This window comes from Ensifer sp. GW101-20A05 (genome assembly GCF_059424735.1).
The window spans coordinates 377393-396160 of sequence record NZ_JBWKZT010000006.1; the positions used below are offsets into that span (position 1 = coordinate 377393).

At 62.4% G+C, this 18768-nt stretch carries 13 protein-coding genes; 8 read left to right on the forward strand and 5 right to left on the reverse strand.

Features of this window, described 5'->3' with window-relative positions:
• The first annotated feature begins 143 nt into the window (after positions 1-143).
• The 3 genes from AC070A_RS18240 to AC070A_RS18250 are packed head-to-tail and all read left to right on the forward strand — an operon-like array spanning position 144 to position 2801.
• Positions 144-1088 carry an ABC transporter permease gene (locus AC070A_RS18240; protein ID WP_492384745.1) on the forward strand — a complete coding sequence of 315 codons (945 nt, stop codon included), beginning with the start codon at positions 144-146 and terminating at the stop codon, positions 1086-1088.
• Positions 1078-2046, forward strand: coding sequence for an iron chelate uptake ABC transporter family permease subunit (locus AC070A_RS18245; protein WP_112995969.1), 969 nt, complete (start codon positions 1078-1080; stop codon positions 2044-2046). The genes AC070A_RS18240 and AC070A_RS18245 overlap by 11 nt, the downstream gene beginning before the upstream one ends.
• On the forward strand, positions 2043-2801 hold the full coding sequence (locus AC070A_RS18250) for an iron ABC transporter ATP-binding protein (RefSeq protein WP_058326893.1): 759 nt from the start codon (positions 2043-2045) through the stop codon (positions 2799-2801). The genes AC070A_RS18245 and AC070A_RS18250 overlap by 4 nt, the downstream gene beginning before the upstream one ends.
• A gap of 80 nt (positions 2802-2881) precedes the next feature.
• Here the strand turns inward: AC070A_RS18250 and AC070A_RS18255 are convergent, their stop codons facing one another.
• Positions 2882-5980: an efflux RND transporter permease subunit gene (locus tag AC070A_RS18255; protein WP_113132238.1), complete on the reverse strand. Its 3099-nt coding sequence runs from the start codon at positions 5978-5980 to the stop codon at positions 2882-2884.
• Complete coding sequence (locus AC070A_RS18260; RefSeq protein ID WP_162728103.1) at positions 5977-7140, reverse strand: efflux RND transporter periplasmic adaptor subunit; 1164 nt, start codon at positions 7138-7140, stop codon at positions 5977-5979. Before AC070A_RS18260 ends, AC070A_RS18255 begins: the two co-directional genes overlap by 4 nt.
• 277 nt (positions 7141-7417) lie before the next feature.
• Here AC070A_RS18260 and AC070A_RS18265 point away from each other — a divergent pair, with 277 nt between their 5' ends.
• Positions 7418-8017, forward strand: coding sequence for a TetR/AcrR family transcriptional regulator (locus AC070A_RS18265; protein WP_112995973.1), 600 nt, complete (start codon positions 7418-7420; stop codon positions 8015-8017).
• Between the two features lie 101 nt (positions 8018-8118).
• On the opposite strand, the gene AC070A_RS18270 is transcribed toward AC070A_RS18265, so the two are convergent.
• The gene (locus AC070A_RS18270) at positions 8119-9162 is read right to left on the reverse strand and encodes a class I SAM-dependent methyltransferase (RefSeq protein WP_057254494.1); all 1044 of its coding nucleotides are present in this window, start codon (positions 9160-9162) and stop codon (positions 8119-8121) included.
• Positions 9163-9474: 312 nt separating this feature from the next.
• On the opposite strand from AC070A_RS18270, the gene AC070A_RS18275 reads away from it, so the two are divergent.
• A complete protein-coding gene (locus AC070A_RS18275; protein ID WP_162728104.1) occupies positions 9475-11472 on the forward strand; it encodes a putative bifunctional diguanylate cyclase/phosphodiesterase in 1998 nt (665 codons plus the stop codon).
• 177 nt (positions 11473-11649) lie between these two features.
• The gene (locus tag AC070A_RS18280) at positions 11650-13416 is read left to right on the forward strand and encodes a hypothetical protein (protein WP_112995976.1); all 1767 of its coding nucleotides are present in this window, start codon (positions 11650-11652) and stop codon (positions 13414-13416) included.
• A gap of 11 nt (positions 13417-13427) precedes the next feature.
• On the opposite strand, the gene AC070A_RS18285 is transcribed toward AC070A_RS18280, so the two are convergent.
• Positions 13428-14564, reverse strand: coding sequence for an AI-2E family transporter (locus AC070A_RS18285; protein ID WP_112995985.1), 1137 nt, complete (start codon positions 14562-14564; stop codon positions 13428-13430).
• Between the two features lie 356 nt (positions 14565-14920).
• Between AC070A_RS18285 and AC070A_RS18290 the strand changes: the two genes are divergently transcribed.
• Both AC070A_RS18290 and AC070A_RS18295 read left to right on the forward strand, forming a co-directional pair.
• A complete protein-coding gene (locus tag AC070A_RS18290; protein ID WP_112995977.1) occupies positions 14921-16294 on the forward strand; it encodes a DUF3300 domain-containing protein in 1374 nt (457 codons plus the stop codon).
• 21 nt (positions 16295-16315) lie between these two features.
• Positions 16316-17296 carry a DUF2950 domain-containing protein gene (locus AC070A_RS18295; RefSeq protein WP_112995979.1) on the forward strand — a complete coding sequence of 327 codons (981 nt, stop codon included), beginning with the start codon at positions 16316-16318 and terminating at the stop codon, positions 17294-17296.
• A 109-nt stretch (positions 17297-17405) separates the two neighbouring features.
• On the opposite strand, the gene AC070A_RS18300 is transcribed toward AC070A_RS18295, so the two are convergent.
• Positions 17406-18500 (reverse strand): sensor histidine kinase, encoded by a 1095-nt coding sequence (locus AC070A_RS18300; protein WP_218373495.1) that lies wholly within the window; start codon positions 18498-18500, stop codon positions 17406-17408.
• Positions 18501-18768: the final 268 nt, after the last annotated feature.

Here is an 18768-nt window from a genome sequence, read left to right on the forward strand (position 1 = left end):
TATATAAGACTAAGGCGAACCGTCCGCGGAGTGCCACTGCGCGGTGGCAAGCTTGAGCCTTCCACGAGGGGCGTCGAGCGCAAACGGGCAAGGGACATGCAAGCAGTGGTCAAAACGAACAACAGGCAGAGCAGGCCCGTAAGATGAAGCCGGCCCTGATTGCCATCCCCGTCATCCTCCTGCTTGCCGCCGTCAGCGTCTTCACCGGCGTCGGCAGCCTTGCCGCAGCCGACGATGGCCGCGGCTGGTTCCTGGTCGTCGAGAGCCGCCTGCCGCGCACGCTTGCGCTGATGCTCGCAGGCGCCGGCCTCGCGGTCTCCGGGATGATCATGCAGGTGCTGGCGCGCAACCGCTTCGTCGAACCGTCGACGGCGGGCACCGCCGAGTCCGCCGCGCTCGGAATGCTGCTCGCCGTGCTCATCGCCCCCAACCTGCCGGTCGCCGGCAAGATGGTTTGCGCGGCGCTGACAGCGCTTGCCGGCACAGCCCTGTTCCTGCAGATCCTGCGGCGCATTCCCTTGCGTTCGGCCCTGATGGTGCCGCTCATCGGCCTCATGCTCGGCGGCGTCGTCAACGCCATCACCACCTTCATCGCCTATCGCTACGACCTGATGCAGTCGATGGGCGCCTGGATGTCGGGTGACTTCTCGGTGGTGCTGCGCGGTCGCTACGAGCTGTTGTGGATCGGTCTCGCGCTCACCCTCGTCGCCTATGCGACCGCCGCGCGCTTCACCGTCATCGGCATGGGCGAGGCGATCGCGCGCAATGTCGGCCTCAACTACGACAGGGTCGTAGCGCTCGGGCTCGCCATCGTCTCCATGGTTACGGCAACGGTCGTCGCCACTGTCGGCATGATCCCATTCCTCGGTCTCGTTGTTCCAAACATCGTCAGCCTGATCATGGGCGACAATCTCAGGCGCACGCTGCCCGTGGTCGCCGTCTCCGGCGCCGGCCTGGTGCTCGCCTGCGATATCGTCGGGCGACTCCTGATCGCTCCCTACGAGATCCCCGTGGGAACCGTCATGGGCGTCATCGGCAGCCTGATCTTCCTCCAGCTCCTGCTTTCGAGGCGCTCCCATGCAGGCTGATGCCAAGAGGATCGCTCCCTCCACCATCCTGCTTGCTTCGGCCGCGCTTGCACTCGTGTCGATGGTCGCTTTCATGACCATCGGTGCCAAGGGGAGCTGGTCCTTCCTTCTCTCCTTCCGCGGCACGAAACTGCTCGGCATGGTGCTGGTCGCCTATGCGATCGCCGTCTCGACGGTCCTGTTCCAGACGATCTCCGGCAACCGCATCCTGACGCCATCGATCATCGGCTTCGATGCCATGTATACGTTGCTTCAGACGATCATGGTGTTTTTCCTGGGTGCTGCGGGCGCCGGCAGCGTCGATCCGCGGCTGCAGTTCCTTGTCGAAACGGCGGTGATGGTCGGACTTTCGCTGCTGTTGTTTCGGGCGCTGTTTTCCGGCGCCGGCCGCAGCCTGCATCTTCTGATGCTGGTCGGCGTCATCCTGGGCGGCCTGTTCCGCAGCCTGTCGTCTTTCCTGCAGCGCATCCTCGATCCCAATGAGTTCGTCGTGCTGCAGGACAGGCTGTTTGCAAGCTTCAACAGCATCGATGCCAATCTGCTCGGCATTGCCGCCGTCGCTACCCTGGCCGTGACCTTCGTTCTGTGGCGGCTTTCGCCGACCTTCGACGTGCTCTCGCTTGGCCGAGAAGCGTCGATCGGCCTCGGCGTCGATCATCAGCGCGTCGTCACCCTTCTGCTGGTGCTGATCGCCGTGCTGGTGTCGGTCTCGACTGCGCTCGTCGGGCCGGTGACATTCTTCGGCCTGCTGGTCGCAAGTCTCGCCTGGCAGCTGACGCCGACCGCCAGCCACCGCTACGTGCTGCCGGTCGCCGTTTGCATCGCGATCGCCACGCTCGTCGCCGGCCAGGTCATCCTCGAGCGGCTGTTTTCCTTCAACACGGCGCTCAGCATCGTCATCGAATTCTTCGGTGGCCTTGTCTTCATCTTCCTGCTGGTCCGAGGTTCCGCCCGATGATCGAAATCCAAGAGGTGACGAAATCCTACGGTGGCAATGCGGTGGTCGACCGGGTGTCGCTGACGCTGCCCGCCGGCGGCCTGACCTCGATCATCGGTCCGAACGGCGCCGGCAAGTCGACGCTGCTGTCGATCGTCAGCCGGCTGATGCCGATGGATACGGGCAAGGTGCTGATCGACGGTCTCGACGTCAGCCGCACGGCTGGCGACGTGCTTGCCAGGCGGCTCTCGATCATGCGCCAGGACAACCACATCACCGCCCGCCTCAGCGTGCGCGATCTCGTCGCCTTTGGCCGCTACCCCTATTCCAAGGGGCGGCTGACGGCGGCCGACGCCGAACATATCGAGCGCTCGATCGCCTATCTCGGGCTTGAACCCTATCAAAACCGCTTTCTCGACGAGCTCTCGGGCGGCCAGCGCCAGCGTGCCTTCATTGCCATGGTGCTCTGCCAGGACACCGACTACATGCTGTTCGACGAGCCGCTGAACAATCTCGACATCAAGCATGCAGTCGAAACGATGAAGCTGTTGCGGCGCCTCGCCGACGACTTCGACAAGACCGTGGTCGTCGTCCTGCACGATATCAACTTCGCCTCCGCCTATTCCGACCGCATCGTCGCGATGCAGGCCGGTCGCCTCGCCTTCGAGGGGTCGCCGGAAGACATGATCGTGCCGTCCCGCCTTCAGGCGATCTTCGACGTCGATTGCCGCGTTCACGCTGTCGGCGAAACGCGGCTGGTCAACTATTTCGAATAGGTCGGGAACGCAAAGCGCGCTGCACGAAAATTCCGTGCAACGCGCCTTGATCGATTGAGCCAGCACTTGTGCTCGCCACCCTAGCCGGCGACGCCGCGCGCACCCTCCTTGCCGATCCGCGCAGCATCCGCGGCATGATCCTCGTCCGTCACCGAAGAGAGCCTCTTCAGCCGACGGCCGAGCTTCGTGTTGATGTCGTCCATCACGGTGAACATCACGGGCACGAAGACGAGGCTCAGCATCGTCGAGGTGATCAGGCCTCCGATCACCGCGATTGCCATCGGCGCCCGGAAGGCGGCATCGGCGCCGACGCCGATCGCGGCGGGAACCATGCCGGCCACCATGGCGATGGTCGTCATGATGATCGGTCGCGCGCGGGTGACGCCTGCCGTCAGCAGGGCCGTTCGCCGATCGGCACCCTCGTTGCGGCACTCGATCGCATGGTCGACAAGCAGGATCGAGTTCTTGCAGACGATGCCCATCAGCATGAGGATGCCGATCGTCGACGAGAGATCGAGCGAAGCGCCGAAGAGCAGCATGGCGAGCGCCGCTCCGCCGATCGACAGAGGCAGGGCCACCAGGATGGTAATCGGCTGCAGGAAGTCCTTGAAGAGCAGCACCAGAACCGCCGCGACCATCAGGATGCCGGCCAGCAGTGCAAGCGCGAAGTTGCGGAACATCTCCGACATATATTCGGCTTCGCCGTAGTTGGCCTGCGACACGCCCAGGGGCAGTTCGGTCATGGCCGGTAGCGCCGAGATCGCCTCGAACGCAGTCCCGAGCGTGATGCCGTTGAGATTGGCCTCGACGGCGATCAGACGCTTGCGATCGAGACGTTCAACGCTGCTTTCCTCCGCACCGAAGGAAATATCGGCGACCGAGGTCAGCGGCACCACCGTGCCGGCATTCGTGCCGACCCTCAGATTGCGCAGCGTGTCGACGTCGCCTCTGGCCGCCTGGTCGAGCATGACCCGGATCGGCACCTGGCGGTTGCCGAGATTGAAGCGCGCCGAATTGCTTTCGCTGTCACCCATCGTAGCGATGCGGGCGACGGTGCCGATCGAGGTCACCGAGACACCGAGCCTTGCCGCCTCGTCGAAGCGCGGCTTGACCAGCAGTTCTGGCGAAAGCAGCGGCTCTGTGGACTGGACGTTGACCAAACCCGGAAGCGCGCGCATCTCCCTTTCAAGACGCCGCACCGAAGCCATCAGCGCTTCCGGGTCGTCGCTCGTCAGATAGATCGAGAGATCCTTGGCTCCCTCGACCGACGAGAACGTTGCCTGGATATCGGGCGTTGCCGCCAGCAGCGGACGGAGCGACAGCTCGAAGGACTTGCGATCGAGCCCGCGCTCCTTGCGCGGCTTGAGCTTGATGCGCAGGGAGACCTCGTTGAGGTTTTCCGCCGTCGCCAGAACGCTTTCGACCTCCGGCCGCGCCTTGATCTGGCCGACCAGATCATCGGAAATGCGGGCGGTTTCTGCGAGCCGCGTGCCGGGGGGCAAGGTGATCTTGAGCTGGGAGACGTTGCTGTCGCTCGTCGGCAGGAAGCCGGTCGGCAGCATGGTCAAGAGCCCGATCGAGCCGATGAAGATCAGCGCAACCAGCGACAAAGCCGTCTTGCGATGATCCAGGGTCCAACCGAGCAAGCGTCGATAGCCGTTGGCGATACGCGATGGCTTGCCGGCATGGCCATGGCCGCCCCTCGGCCGCAGCAGGTAAGCCGCCATCAACGGCGTCAGCAGGCGTGCCACCGCCAGCGAGAACAGCACGGCGATCCCGACCGTCAGGCCGAACTGCTTGAAATACTGCCCGACGGCGCCGCCGATGAAGCTGACCGGCGCAAAGACCGCGACGATCGTCAGGGTCGTGGCGACGATGGCAAGACCGATCGCATCGGCCGCGTCGATCGCCGCGATGAACGGGCGTTTGCCCATGCCGACGTGGCGTTCGATATTCTCGATCTCGACGATCGCGTCGTCGACGAGAATGCCGATGACGAGCGTCAGCGCCAGCAGGCTGATGCCGTTGAGCGTGAAGCCGAGCAGGTCCATCACCGCGAAGGTCGGCAGGATGGAGAGCGGCATGGCAAGTGCAGAAATCAGCGTCGCTCGCCAGTTGCGCAGGAAGGCGAAGACGACAACGACCGTCAGGATCGCACCTTCGATCAGCGCGGTGACGGCCGCGTCGTAGCTTTCCTGGGTGTATTCGACGAGCGAGATCAGCTCCGTGAACTCGACGCCGGGCACACGCGCGCGGATCTCCTTCAACCGCGCGGCAACGGCGTCGGCAACGACGGTGTCACTCGATCCCTTGCTGCGCGAAACCGAGAAGCTGACGACCGGCTCGCCGTCGACGCGCGCGAAGTTGCGCGGTTCGGAAGACGTATCCTCGATCGTCGCTATGTCGGAGAGCTGCACCCAGCGGCCACCTGACAGCGGGATCGACAGGCGCGAGAGTTCCTCGACCGAGCCGGCGCTGCCGACCGTGCGGATCGACTGTTCGCGGCCGCCGATCTCGCCGCGTCCGCTCGGGATATTGGTGTTGATCTCGCGCAGCGCCGTATTCACCTGGTCGGCCGTCACGCCAACCGCCAGCAGGCGCTCGGGATCGAGCGACACCCTGACCTCGCGATTGACGCCGCCGAGCCGCTGCACCTTCTGCACGCCGGGCAGCGTCAGCAGTTCGCTGTTGATCGTATCGTCCACGAACCAGGAGAGCTCCACGGGCGACATGTCGGGCGCGCGCACGGCGTAATAGACGATGGCGCTGCCATCCACATCGAGGCGCGAGACGATGGGTTCCTGGATAGACTGCGGCAGGTCGGAGCGGATCTGCGCCACGGCCTCGCGCACGTCATTGGCGGCACGATCGGGATCGGTGCCGATCTTGAATTCGACCGTGGTCGTCGACACGCCATTGGTGATGGTCGAGCGCATATGGCTGACCCCGACAAGGCCGGCGGCCACACCTTCGACACGGCGCGTGACCTGCGTTTCCATTTCGGCCGGCTGGGCGCTCGGCTGCGTGATCGTCACCGTCACGACCGGGAACGACACACTCGGATTGGCGTTGACCGGCAGCCGCAGGAACGAGGCGATGCCCATCAATGTGAGGACGACGAAGAGAACGATCGTCGGAACGGGCTTTCGGATCGCCCAGGCAGAGATGTTGCTGGTCATTGCGGCTTGCCCGTCTGGGTCGGCTGGACATCTCTCGCCAGAACCGCTTCACCTTCGCGCAGCGACACCCCGGCCTTGAGAACAACCCGGTCACCGGCTGCAAGCCCGGAGACGATCTCGACCTTGCCACCCTGGCGCATGCCCGGCTGAACCGTCTTGCGCGCCACTTTGCCCGCATCGACGACGAAGACCGAAACCGTGCCGTCGGGAGCCCCGTAAAGCAACGCGGAATCGTCGACCATGATCGCCTTGCGCTCGGCCACCACGATCTCCGCCCGGCCGAAGGTGCCGGCAAAGGGCGGCTTGCTGGTATTCAGCGTGACCTGAGCAGTTCCGAGCCGGGTTTCGCGGTCGATCTTCGGATTGATCACGCGCACTTTGCCCTCGATCCAGTCACTGCGGCCGGAGAGCTTGACCTTGACGACCTGGCCGACGGCAAGTAGCGGCAGTTCCGTTTCCGGAACTTCGGCCGCAAACTCGATCTCGCCCTCGCGGATCAGCTTGACCAGCGGGTCAGAGCCCGCAAGCGCACCGGCACGGGCGAGCCGCTCGGAGACGATGCCTGCGGCGGGAGCCACGATCACGGCGCGTTCGAGTTTACGGCGTGCCTCGGCCTCGAGTGCTTCCGCCTGTTCGTAGTCGGCCCGTGCGACCTTCACCGCCTGTTCGGCGATCGCAAGCGCAGAGACACGCTCCTCGAGAATGGTTTCGGCCTGAAGGTGGCGCAATTGCCGGGCCCGGGCGAGCTTCCTCTGCTCCTGCGTGACCGTTTCCGCCTCCCGCGCCATCGTGGCACCCGCACGGGCCACCCGGCCCTCCGCCTCGCGCAGAAGGTTTTCCAGCATGTCGGTCTCGAGCCGGGCAATCACCTGCCCGGCCGCAACCCGGTCGCCGATCTCGACTTCGACTTTGGCGATACGCTGATCGGTCAAGGTCGTGCCGACCGCAATCTCCTCGCGAGCGACGAAGATGCCGGCGAAGGACCGGGTCCACTCCTGCGGGCGGCTGTCGGCCACGAGTGTCGACACCGTACGGCTGATAGCCGCGCTATCGACAGGAACGGACGCGGCCGCCTCCCCGGAGGCGTGCGCCACACCACCCGTCATAGCGAGAGCAATGAGCGCAGCAAGCATGACCTTCAACTCAACTGTACGTCTCATTTCATTGGCTTTCCATTGGTGAGGCCAGTCGGATCGCAAACACGGGCGCTGCAAGCTGCCGGCCTCGAGATCGGGCAATCTGCATCGAATAATTATTAGATTAGTCAATCTAATAAATTGATCCATCAAACGCGGCGATTGTATGGCAGATTACATACTATCATTGCGGGAAGATGGCGGAGTTCCTGTCGGCAGGCGACCTTGACACCGGCGCACCACCCCACGAAATTAGAGTGCTCGCTCTAATAATGAGATTGCCCTGCAAGGAGAATTGGCGATGCGCAAGGTCGACCCCGAGAAACACGCCGCCAAACGTCGACTGATCCTCGATGCAGCAATCACCTGTTTTGCGCGCAAGGGCTTCCACGGCACGTCGACTGCCGAAATCTGTGCCGAGGCAGGCATGAGCCCGGGCAATCTCTTCCATTATTTTCCGACCAAGCACACCATTATCGCGGCGATCGTGGAGGAGGAACGTCAAGAAACGGCGGAGATCTTCCGAAAATTGGGTGAAGCCGAAGACCTCTTTGCCGCTCTGCTCGGTTTCATGGACACCGTTCTCGAGCTTGCGGGCGACCCGACCTATTCGAGCCTCGCGCTCGAAATCGCCGCCGAAGCGATGCGTGACGAACGGATCGGTACGCTCGCCGCCGCCAATGACGCAGAGCTTCACGGAGCCCTTGCGGCGCTGCTTCGGGGTGCGGCTAGCCGAAATCAGATCGATCGAACCGTGGATGCGGACGGTGCTGCCCGATGGATTGCCGCAATCATCGACGGCATCTTCAGCCGGGTCGCTATCGACCCCGGCTTCAAGCCGAAGCACGAAGGCACGATGCTGCGGCTTCTCCTGACCCGGTTTCTGCGCCCGCAGGGCTGACGCCTTCGAACGGAATGACCGCAGCGAGCATTCTCTCGCCGCGGTCGTTGATTTCAGGCCCACCGGCTTTCGCCGGAGGTTCCCTCAAGACGGAAGCAATATCAGGAATGCTTCTGGATGATGCCGTAGACGATGTTCCGGTTGGCACCGAACTGGACGCGCGCATCGACGGCAGCTTTGCCCGCGCTCTTGTGGATGATGTTCCACATGTCCGCCTCCGAACGCAGCAGCAGTGCCCAGTTCATGAAGGTCTCCATGTAACCGTCGACGCCGATATCCTGGGCGAAGTTGGCAAACAGGAAGACACCGTTCGGCTTCAGCATCTGCAGGCAGCGATGGGTCAGCTTGATGGCCACCTTGTCGGCAAGGTAGTCATAGAGGCCGGCAGCATAGATGAAGTCGAACTTGCCGAGCTTCTGATCGCGGCCAAGCAGGCTGCGGACGGAGCCATCAACGCCTTCGATGCAGGTTCCGGCGAAGTCGCGGCTGATCGAACCGACGCTGAGCGGGTCCTGGTCGAGCGCCACCCACCGCTTGATCCGACGCTCCTCGAGCGCCACCGAGCGATTGGCCTCGCGCAAGTGGCCGGCTGCAATCGTCAGAATTTCCGCCTGCGAACCGCGGCTGGCCGCGATCTCGTCGACGTGACGGGTCAGGAGGTCGCGACGCTCGCGCACCGCAACCGAGGAGGACGCGTCCTTGGTGTAGTCATAGAGCGCTCGCCCGGTGGGCGATGCCCGCTCGATCTCCTTGGCAACGCTCGCATGACCATAGATGAAGTCAAGCAACTGCGCGTCGCCCGAGTAGCCCCTGGGCTTTTCGGAGGACCATCGGGTGAACGGGTCCTGGAGGAAATATTCCGACACCGGGTGTGCCTGGGCGATCGGTATCAGTTCCTGCCAGACGTTCGGGTGGAACTTGGCCCGAGTTTCATGAAGAGCGGCTGCAAGCCGGTCGATAATCTTCGCCGGGTCCGTTCCCTGCAGGAACTGCTCCTGGGCAATCCTGAGAATCACTGCGAGCTCGGCCCTGCCGACCGTGAGCTGTTCGTCGTGCCGCTCGCCCCTGGGCGAAACGAACTCATCAGCCATCGCCTTGGGAGTAATCAGGCTTTGACCATCGAAAACCGTCTGAAATTGGCGCACGCGAGACCATCCGTTAATGCTTTGTTAACAATGGTCGCGAAGATGTGCGCATTACGGCTCGGTTTGCAAGTTTTTGTATATAATAAGGTAAATACTCGTGCTTCCTCCCTTTGGGTTACGCCTAATCCTAGGCGTTCCGGCCCTTTAATTTAACAAAACTTAATGGACACCTCCTATCATCCCACCCGCACCACTCGTCCCTGTTGCAGGCGTAAAGTGGGGGGCAAGCATGGAGTGTCCGAAACAACGTCCATTGATGGAAAAGCGACGACAGATTTCCGTTGACCGTGACGCAGCGCGATGGATCAGTGCATGAAGCACACGTTGGCCGACGTAGTTGACATCGACCTACATAAGCAGCCGCACAGGCCGCATTTGGCTGAGCTTCAGACACTCTATCGAATGGAGGGCGAGGCTGGCCGGCGTGCGGCGACGAGGCAGGGCCTCTGGGTCGCGGTTGCCGTCTATCTGTCGTTTTTCGCGATCGACATTCTGCTGGTCCCTGATGTCGCCTTCAATACGATCCTCGCGCGCCTCGTCGTCGGCATCGGCGCGCTTTTGACCTTCGAGATCCTGTATCGCATCAAGGCCCGAACCAAGTGGCTCGACGGCACCTGCGCCGCTGCACTGGTCTTCGGCTACATCGGCTGGCTCGTGCCTGCGATGATGACGGCCGACGTTGGCAGCATGTCCTACTACATGATCTTCGGCGCGATCTTCATGATGGGCGCCAATCTCTTCTTCAGTTTCCGCTTTCGCCTCTCGGTCGTCGCCTCCGGGATCGTGTTGACGACGTTCTTCATCGCTCTCTCGTTATTCTCCGAGCAAGATCCTGCCTATCTGATCGCCTTCGGGACCTTTTACGTCTCCTGCTTCATCTTCACCTCCTATGTAAACTGGAAGCTCAACCGCGAGCGCTACAAGGTGTTCCTCAACGCCTTCGAGGCGAAGATCCAGCAGAACGAGGCCTCGGAACGAGGCATGGCGCTCCTGCGGCTATCCAACACCGATCCCCTGACCGGTCTGGACAACCGCCGCGCCATCGACCAGCAGCTGCGCGACTATTGGAACGATTGGCAGAAGCTCGGAAAGAGCTTTGCCGCCATGCTGATCGACGTTGATTTCTTCAAGAAATACAATGACTGCTACGGCCATCAGGAGGGCGACCGCTGCCTCGTTCTGGTGGCCAATGCGCTCGGCGAGGCGATCAAGGACTATAACGGCTCCATCGGTCGCTACGGCGGCGAGGAGTTCATCGTTCTTGCCCGCCTGGACACTCTGGAGCAGGCAGCCGAGCTGGCCGAGGTGATCTGCCGTACCGTCGAGAACATGCGGCTGGTGCATGAGCAGCGCCGCGATGGCGTCTCCATCGTCACCGTCAGCGTCGGTGCTGCTTTCACGCGCAATCAGACCGGCGCCAAGCTCGAGAAGATCATCCACGAAGCCGACCGTGCGCTCTATGCCGCCAAGGCGAGCGGCCGAAACTGCGCGAAGCTGTTCGACCCGAACGACCCGCAAAGCAGCGACGAAAGCGAGAACATTGCCGCGCTTCTGAAGATCGCGGTCGATCAGAACCTGGTATCGCTCGTCTACCAGCCGATCAGGAACGTGATGACCGGTGAGGTCGAGGCCGTCGAGGCCCTGATGCGGCTGACGATGCTGGACGGCACGTCGGTTCCGCCGAGCCTTTTCATTCCGGTTGCCGAGCGAACCGGCGCCATTCTCGACCTCGGCCGCTGGGCGATCAAGACCGTCTGCCGCGAACTTCTCGTCGATAACCATATCCCGCTCGTCAGCGTCAACGTCTCGCCGATCCAGCTGAAGACCCCGGGCTTTGCAACCTCGGTCGCCGCGATCCTCGGAGAGACCGGCGTGGCCGGCAGCCGTCTTGCCTTCGAGATCACCGAAGGGCTCGAAATGGAGATGCATTCGGGCATCCTGCGCTGCATCAGCGACCTCGAAACGCTGGGCATCAGGATATGGCTGGATGACTTCGGCACGGGCTTTGCCGGCCTCTCCTGGCTGCGCCTGATCGAATTCGATACCGTGAAGATCGATCGGTCGTTCCTGCACGATTGCAATACCCCCAAGGGGCGCGCCATGCTGCAGGACATCATCGGACTGGTGCGAAACCGCGGCCACAAGATCCTGATCGAAGGCGTAGAGACCGACGAGCAACTGGCGCTGATGCGGCGCTTCCGGATCGACCAGGTCCAGGGCTTCCACGTCGGCCGCCCTGCGCCGGCAGAGACTTTCCGTACGCCACCGGACAAGCCGCGCATGCCGCTGCGAAACGGCGCCCGATCCTAGCCGGGCCCACGCTCGATCCGGAAGCGCATAGTGCGCGCTTCGGAGCCGGCTTCAGCCAAAACACAACCTTAACATAGCCCGCGAATACATGTTGCGCTTCGACCGGGTGGAGACGTAGTATACCGGAGCTTACAGTGCCGCCGGATACAATCTCACATTGTGACCATGGGAGCGTGCATGACCATGGAAAGTCGGCAGGACAGCCGGGTCAAGTCGGCAGTTGCCCCACCCACCGACGCGGAAATTCTGGCACAACTCGATCGAATTCGCCGCAGCGCCGAGTTCGATGCGCCGGAGCGTGATCGCAAATTCCTGACCTATGTCATCGAGGAAACGATTGCGGGCCGAGGAGATCGCATAAAGGCCTATTCGATTGCAACCGAGGTCTTCGGCCGGGATTCCTCTTTCGACCCGCAGACGGATCCGGCGGTGCGGATCGAAGCGGGCCGCATTCGCCGGGCGCTCGAACGCTACTACCTCGTTGCCGGACGGACCGATCCGATCGTCATCAGCATCCCCAAGGGCGCTTACGTGCCAACTTTCGAACGGCGCATCGATGCGTGGCTCCCGTCGCACACGGAAGCCAAGGAAAGTGCCGCACAAAAACCAGCCACTCTACACACCCGGCGAGGAGCCTGGCTCACGGCGGCAGCCATGGTCTGCGTCGGTGGTGGCCTGACAGCCGGGGCGCTCCTCCTTCACGAGGATGACAAATCGATCGTTCGCCTGCAGCCGACGATCCCGAAGCTCGTCGTCACACCATTTGAAGACCTGTCAGGAACCTCCCAATCGGCGATGATGGCCCGCGGGCTCACTGACGAGGTCGTCGGCAACATCGCCAAGTTCAAGGAGATCACCGTCACCACCCGTGAAGGGCCCGATGCCTCGCCGCAGGGTGGTCCGGTCTTTGCCCTGGAGGGTCGGGTCCGGTTCGACGGCGAAAGACTGCGGCTCGTGGCGAGACTCATCCAGCGGTCCGATGGATCGGTGGTATGGACGAATGCCTACGACGAGCGTCTGGAAACCGGCAAGACTATCGACCTGCAGGTGAAGGCGGCCGCCGCTGTGGCTGGCGCCGTGGCACAGCCCTATGGTGCCATTTTCCAGGCAAACGCCACGGCGTTCAAACAGTCAGTTCCCGATGACTGGCAAGCTTATGCCTGCACCTTGAGCTATTACGGCCATCGCGGCGACGTCGGTGCGCAAGGCCAAGCCGGGGTGCAGGAATGTCTGCAACAGGCGACGCGACAGGTGCCAACCTACGCGACGGCCTGGGCCTTGCTGTCGATGTCCTATATCGACGCCTTCCAGGATCGTCTCGATCGCTCCTCCTCGGTAACGCTGGAGCGGGCAACCGAAGCGGCAGCCCGTGCTGTGGAACTGGATCCCCAGGACGTGCGCGCCCTTGAGGCGCGAATGCTCGCCCTGTTCTTCCGCGGCGATGTCGATGCTGCCCTGGCCGTCGGCGCGCGCGCACTTGCGATCAATCCCAACGACGCCGAGCTCGCCGGCGAATACGGGTTCCGGCTGGCGCTTTCAGGCCAATGGGATTCCGGCTGCAAGCTGCTATCGGAAAGCGTCGCCCGCAACTTTGGTCCCGCCCGCTATTTCGAAGCAGCGCTTTCGGTCTGCTCCTACTTCGGGGGCGACTATGTCACCGCCGAGCAATGGGCGCGCATGGCCGATCTTCGCACCCATCCGTTCTCCCGCGTCATGCTTCTGGCCACGCTGGGCAAGCTTGGCAAAGATGCACAGGCGCAGGAAGAAAGGACGTGGATCGAAACCAATCTGCCAGGCCTGCTTGAAGGTATCCCCCAGGAGGTCGCTCTGAGGCTGCGCCGTCCGCAGGATCGGCAACAGCTTGTTGATGGCTTGCGCAAGGCGGGCGTGCCGATTCCCGAAACCGAATTCGAACAGGCACGCACCGATAGTTCGATCCACTGACCGACGCGCGCTCAAACCGGCCGCGGCGATTGCGATGCGTCGGATTGGGGTTTTTCCCCCACGGCGCCCCCCTGCATCCAGACCATCAGCAGATCGTGGACCACACTGAGAACGATGGGGCCCAGGAAGAGGCCGATCAGCCCGTAGGAAAGCGTGCCGCCAAGCACCCCGAGCAGTATGACCAGCGTCGGCGTCGAAAGTCCGCGAGCCACCAGGATCGGCTTCATCACGTTGTCGATGACGAAGAGCGGGACCAACAGAATGGTCATAAGCAGCGCTGGACCGAAATCCATCGTCACCCAGGCCCAGATGATCACCGGAAGCAGCACCAGCGCGGGCCCGATCTGGATGATGCAGAGAACAAGCACGACGAATGCGATGGCACCCGGCGCCGGAACATGGAACAGGCCGAGCACCAAGGCACAGAGAAAGGCCTGCAGCAACGCGACGCCGATGACCCCGCGTGCCACGTTGCGGATCGTCGCTGCCGCCAGACGCAGGAAGCCGATGCCCCTGTCACCGCCGATCCTGCCGGAGAAGCGTTGCGCCATCTCCGCCAGCCGTTCGCCGGAGCCGAAAAGAAAGCCGGCCACCAACACGGACACCACGAAGCTCAGCACCTCGGCGCCGATGCTCGCAATTTTGCCGAGCGCCTTACTGCCCGCCTGCACCAGCGAAGGTTCGAGCTTGCTCAGGAGAGCTTCGAAATTATCCGATGCCATGCTCCAGGCGGCATGAACCCGTTCACCGACGATCGGCCACTCGCGAACGTATTCCGGCGGTACCGGCACTCTGAGAGAACCGTCGGCAAGTTTTGCGAGCAGCGCCTGGAGCCCTTCGGCAAAGCTGACCGCAATCGCGGTCAACGGGGCGACGATGACGGCCAGACAGGTCAGCGTGATGAGAAATGAAGCCAATCGCCGCGAGCCGAGAAGGCGGCCAAGTCGGGCATAGGCCGGGTAGAGCGCCACGGCAAGGATGGCCGCCCAGATGAGAATGATGGCGAATGGCGCAATCAGCGTCAGGGACCAATAGGCAAAAAGCCCGACGATGCCGATCCTGGCGATATCGGTGATCTTCGCCTCAATGGACGGGGGACCGGTTGGCCCATCGCGAACCGCGCCCGTTCGGGAAGGATCATCAACCATTCTCGCCCCTAACCCCTTGATGTGGCAAATCAATGCGCCGCTGAGCTTCTCGACGGCCCCGCCTATCGCCGAATCCATATGCCTGGGACCCGCGGCAGCCAGCATATCTCCGCCCGTGCAACAGTCATGCGGATCGTACCCCAGCGATGGCCGGTAGGCAGTAACATACAGTAGCATACGTCATTCAGGCTTCCCCATCGGCTACCCTCCTCTAGAGATACCTGTGACAGACGGCAGTAGAAATATAAGCTGCGACCGCATCAAGCACTGGTTGCAGCAGAAGCGTCGACAGGGGGCTGTCACGCGCGCTTGTCCAAGCGCCCGCGCGCCTCAGCCAACAAAGGGAGGCTGGATAGATGATCCGGAAAACGATCATCGCGCTCGGCAGCGCAGTGACGATACTGGTTTCAACGCCCATCACGGCCGTCATGGCCCAGCAGACTGCGAGTGCGCCAGCCGCTGAGCAGCAGACGGCGCCGGACCCCCTCAGCGACGACGAGCTCGAAGTTCTGGTCGCACGCATCGCGCTCTATCCGGACGAGCTGGTGGCGCTTATTTCCGCTGCCGCGCTCTATCCGCTGCAGATAGTCGAGGCAGAACGGTTTCTGGAGGCTCGCCAGAAGAAACCCGACATGAAGCCAAAGGACGATTGGGACGGTAGCGTCATTTCGCTGCTCAACTATCCCCAGATCGTCAAGATGATGAGCGAAGACCTCGAGTGGACGCAGGCTTTCGGCGACGCGATCGCCAATCAGCAGAAAGATGTGCTGATCGCGATACAGCAATTGCGCGACGAGGCCGTCGCCAAGAACATCATCAAGAGCGACGACAAGGTGAAGGTGGTCCAGGAAGGCGACAACGTCATCATCCAGGCAGCCAACCCCGAAACGATCTACGTTCCGCAGTATCCGCCGGAGATGCTGTACGAGCCGAATTATGCACCGGCGCCGATCGGCTACTATGAAGAACCCTATCCGGCCTATTGGTATCCGGGGGCGGCCTTCTTCGCCGGCGCGGTGACTGGGGCTGCCTTCGCGGCGATCGTCGACTGGGACGATTGGGGCGTCTGGGGCGGCCGCTGGAACGGCGGCGACATGGACATCGACTGCAACAACTGCTTCAACAACATCAACGGCAAGGTGAAGTGGAACGACATCGACTGGAAGAATGTCGATCGCAGCAAGATCAACTTCGACCGCGACCAGCTTCAGCATTTCGACCGAAACAGCATCAAGAACAACATCAAGGCAAACGGCAACAACAACCTGCGCAACCGCGCCGCCGAGATCAACCGCGATCGGCCGAACGCGCGGCCCGGCGGTGGTGGCGGCGGTCAGATCCGGGACGTGCGCAAGAGCACGCTCGATGGGCTGAAGGCCCAGCAGAGGCCGGCAGCGCGGCCCGGTGGTGGCGGGCAGGGGGTTGCGAAAGCGCGGCCCGGCGACGGCAAGCCGAGCCTCAACCGCCCTGGCGGCAAAAAGCCTTCGCAAGTGAACCGTCAGGGCGGCAAGAAGAAGATGGCCGCCAAGGCGCAGAACCGGTCGAGAAATCCATCGGGCCTCGGCAACGTCAATCCCGGGCGGCGTGAAATCAACTCGTCACGCCGCGGCGGTCAGAGCATGGGCGGTGGCCACCGCGGCGGCGGGCGGCCACAGATGAGCCGCGGCGGCGGCAGACCGCCAATGCACCGTGGCGGTGGTGGTCGCGGCGGCGGCGGACGCAGACGTTGAACGGATCATAGGAGAACGACCATGGCAAAGCTCTTTCATCCGTTTCTCCTCGGAACGGCGATCGCCCTCACGCTGGCCGCCGTGCCACTCAACGCGTCTTTCTCGCAGACACAGACCCCGGCGGAACAGGCGCCAACGGATCAAATGGCTGCGGGCCTCGATGCCTATGCTGCCGACGAGGATCCGCCGGTCTTCGATGATCCCGCCAAAGCGGTCGACGAATTCAAGGCGAAGCTCGCCGCCAATGACTTCGACGGTCTGGCGAAGCTTCTGGGGCTCAATGCGGAGAAGCTGAAGGCCGGTGAAGGGGCGATGGATACGTTCGCGCTCATTCGTGAAGGTGCCGCCCGCAATGTCGTCGTGCGCGACCTCGAAGGGCGCAAGATCATCCAGCTCGGCGATCGGCTCTGGCCCCTGCCCTTCCCAATCACCAAGGGCGAGGACGGCAAATGGGCTTTCGACACCTATGTCGGGCTCGAGGAGATTGTCAATCGCCGCGTCGGCGAGAACGAACTCGAGGCGATCGATACAGTACAGGCCTATGTCGATGCGCAGAAGGAATACGCCTCGCAGGATCGCGACGCCGATGGCGTGCTCGAATATGCCCAGAAGCTGATCAGTACACCTGGCCAGACGGACGGGCTCTACTGGCCGGCCGATCAGGGCGATGGCGAAAGCCCGGTCGGCGACTCGATCAGCGAGGCAGCACTGGAAAAGGCCAAGGCCGGCCAAGGCTACTTCGGCTACCGCTTCCGCATCGTGACATCGCAAGGCGATAACATTGCCGGCGGCCGATATGACTATGTCATCAACGGCAACATGATCGGCGGTTTCGCCTTGATCGCCTGGCCGGTCAGTTATGCCGAGACCGGCGTCAAGACCTTCGTCGTCAACCAGCAGGGCATCGTTTACGAGCGGGACCTGGGGCCGAGCACCGAACAGATCGTGCCCTTCATCGATCGTTTCGATCCCGACGACAAATGGGACGTGGTCCCCGATTGAGCGCCGATCTCAGTTGACGATCTCCTGTCGGGCCGGATTTCCCCTCCGGCCTGAATGGGCGAACGGATCGACGACATCGTTGCCGAGGTTCTCTGACGGTTTCGGCCACCTACGCGTCAGCTTGTGCAAATCTCAGCGGCATGTGCAGCGAAACGCGATAGCGCGTCGGCCCGACATGACCGGCGGTCAATGATGCACCCTCCGGAAAATGCGTCCTGACCCGATGAGCGACATTGGCAAGGCCAATACCGAGGCCCTCGCCCGCCTTGCCGGAAGCGGACGCGGCAACGCCGTTTTCGACGGACAGATTAAGCGTCCCTCCGACCCGGGCCGCCCGGATGTGAATTTCGACCTCGCCGATTGAGCGGCCGACGCCGTGCTTCACCGCATTCTCGACCAGCGGCTGCAGGATCAGACTTGGAACCATGGCACCCTCGAGTTCGGGAGGGATGTCGATACGGACGACCATTCGATCCGAAAACCGCTCCTTCTCGATATCGAGATACTCTTTCTGCAGAGCCATTTCGTCCGCAAGCCGCAATTCGCGCATCGGATCGAGCTGCAGCGTCGACCGCAGAAACCCCGAGAGCGACATGATCATCCGCTCGGCCCGCTGCGATGCCCCCTCCTCCACCAGGCCGGTGATGGAGTTGAGCGTATTGAAGAGGAAATGCGGGTTTATCTGATATTGCAACGCACGCATCTGCGCCGCCAGCGCCTCTTCGCGCGAGGCAATCAGTTTCAGATCCCGATCGCGGACGTCCATGTGATTGAGTAACGCCACGAAGAGAAACGACCAGCCAAAGAAGATCGACATGCGGTAACAGACCGCATAGCCGTAATCCATGATGTTGAACGGCACGACGACGGGCGACATGATCAGCGTGTAGAGGTAGTAGTCCAGCAGCGACATACCGAGGGAGCTGACCAGGGAAAGCAGCAGGCACACGAAAATTTGCGTGGCATAGCGCTGCCTTCTCATGCGGCTGAGCAGATGCGCAAACAGAATGGCCAGAACGACAAAGACCGCTTCAAGGACAAGCTTGCCAAGGAACGGCTTGAGGGGATTGTCACCGATTGTGAGCCAGATCGGACTACTGATCAGCAACTCGGCGGCTGCATAGATCAAAGCCAGGCGCAGGGTCGTTGCGGGAAATCGACGGCCATCCAGGAAGCTGTCGGTCGGAATGGTGATGTGTTTCATGCAAACTCTATCACGCTGGTTTCAGGTGGCTTTGTTCGGGCGACGTGACCGCCTGGCTGCGCCCGGTTTGCGCTATTTGAAAGGGCAAACAAAGAAATTTAGCAACCAAAAGGTTTACTCACCGTTCTCAACCGCGCCAAGATTGCGTCGGGAGGGGAGACCGATCGGTCGTTGGGGGCGCTGATGTACTGCCGACGATCCGGCCCTGTCGAACGAGATCCTCGAGGCGACGCGCGGCTGGCTTTCGGCGGAGGATGGCGAAGGGGCC

Coding starts and splice junctions, on each gene's coding strand:
- AC070A_RS18240 (WP_492384745.1), top strand. CDS start 144: ATGAAGCCGGCCCTGATTGCCATCCCCGTCATCCTCCTGCTTGCCGCC.
- AC070A_RS18245 (WP_112995969.1), top strand. CDS start 1,078: ATGCAGGCTGATGCCAAGAGGATCGCTCCCTCCACCATCCTGCTTGCT.
- AC070A_RS18250 (WP_058326893.1), top strand. CDS start 2,043: ATGATCGAAATCCAAGAGGTGACGAAATCCTACGGTGGCAATGCGGTG.
- AC070A_RS18255 (WP_113132238.1), bottom strand. CDS start 5,980: ATGACCAGCAACATCTCTGCCTGGGCGATCCGAAAGCCCGTTCCGACG.
- AC070A_RS18260 (WP_162728103.1), bottom strand. CDS start 7,140: ATGAGACGTACAGTTGAGTTGAAGGTCATGCTTGCTGCGCTCATTGCT.
- AC070A_RS18265 (WP_112995973.1), top strand. CDS start 7,418: ATGCGCAAGGTCGACCCCGAGAAACACGCCGCCAAACGTCGACTGATC.
- AC070A_RS18275 (WP_162728104.1), top strand. CDS start 9,475: ATGAAGCACACGTTGGCCGACGTAGTTGACATCGACCTACATAAGCAG.
- AC070A_RS18280 (WP_112995976.1), top strand. CDS start 11,650: ATGACCATGGAAAGTCGGCAGGACAGCCGGGTCAAGTCGGCAGTTGCC.
- AC070A_RS18285 (WP_112995985.1), bottom strand. CDS start 14,564: ATGGTTGATGATCCTTCCCGAACGGGCGCGGTTCGCGATGGGCCAACC.
- AC070A_RS18290 (WP_112995977.1), top strand. CDS start 14,921: ATGATCCGGAAAACGATCATCGCGCTCGGCAGCGCAGTGACGATACTG.
- AC070A_RS18295 (WP_112995979.1), top strand. CDS start 16,316: ATGGCAAAGCTCTTTCATCCGTTTCTCCTCGGAACGGCGATCGCCCTC.
- AC070A_RS18300 (WP_218373495.1), bottom strand. CDS start 18,500: ATGAAACACATCACCATTCCGACCGACAGCTTCCTGGATGGCCGTCGA.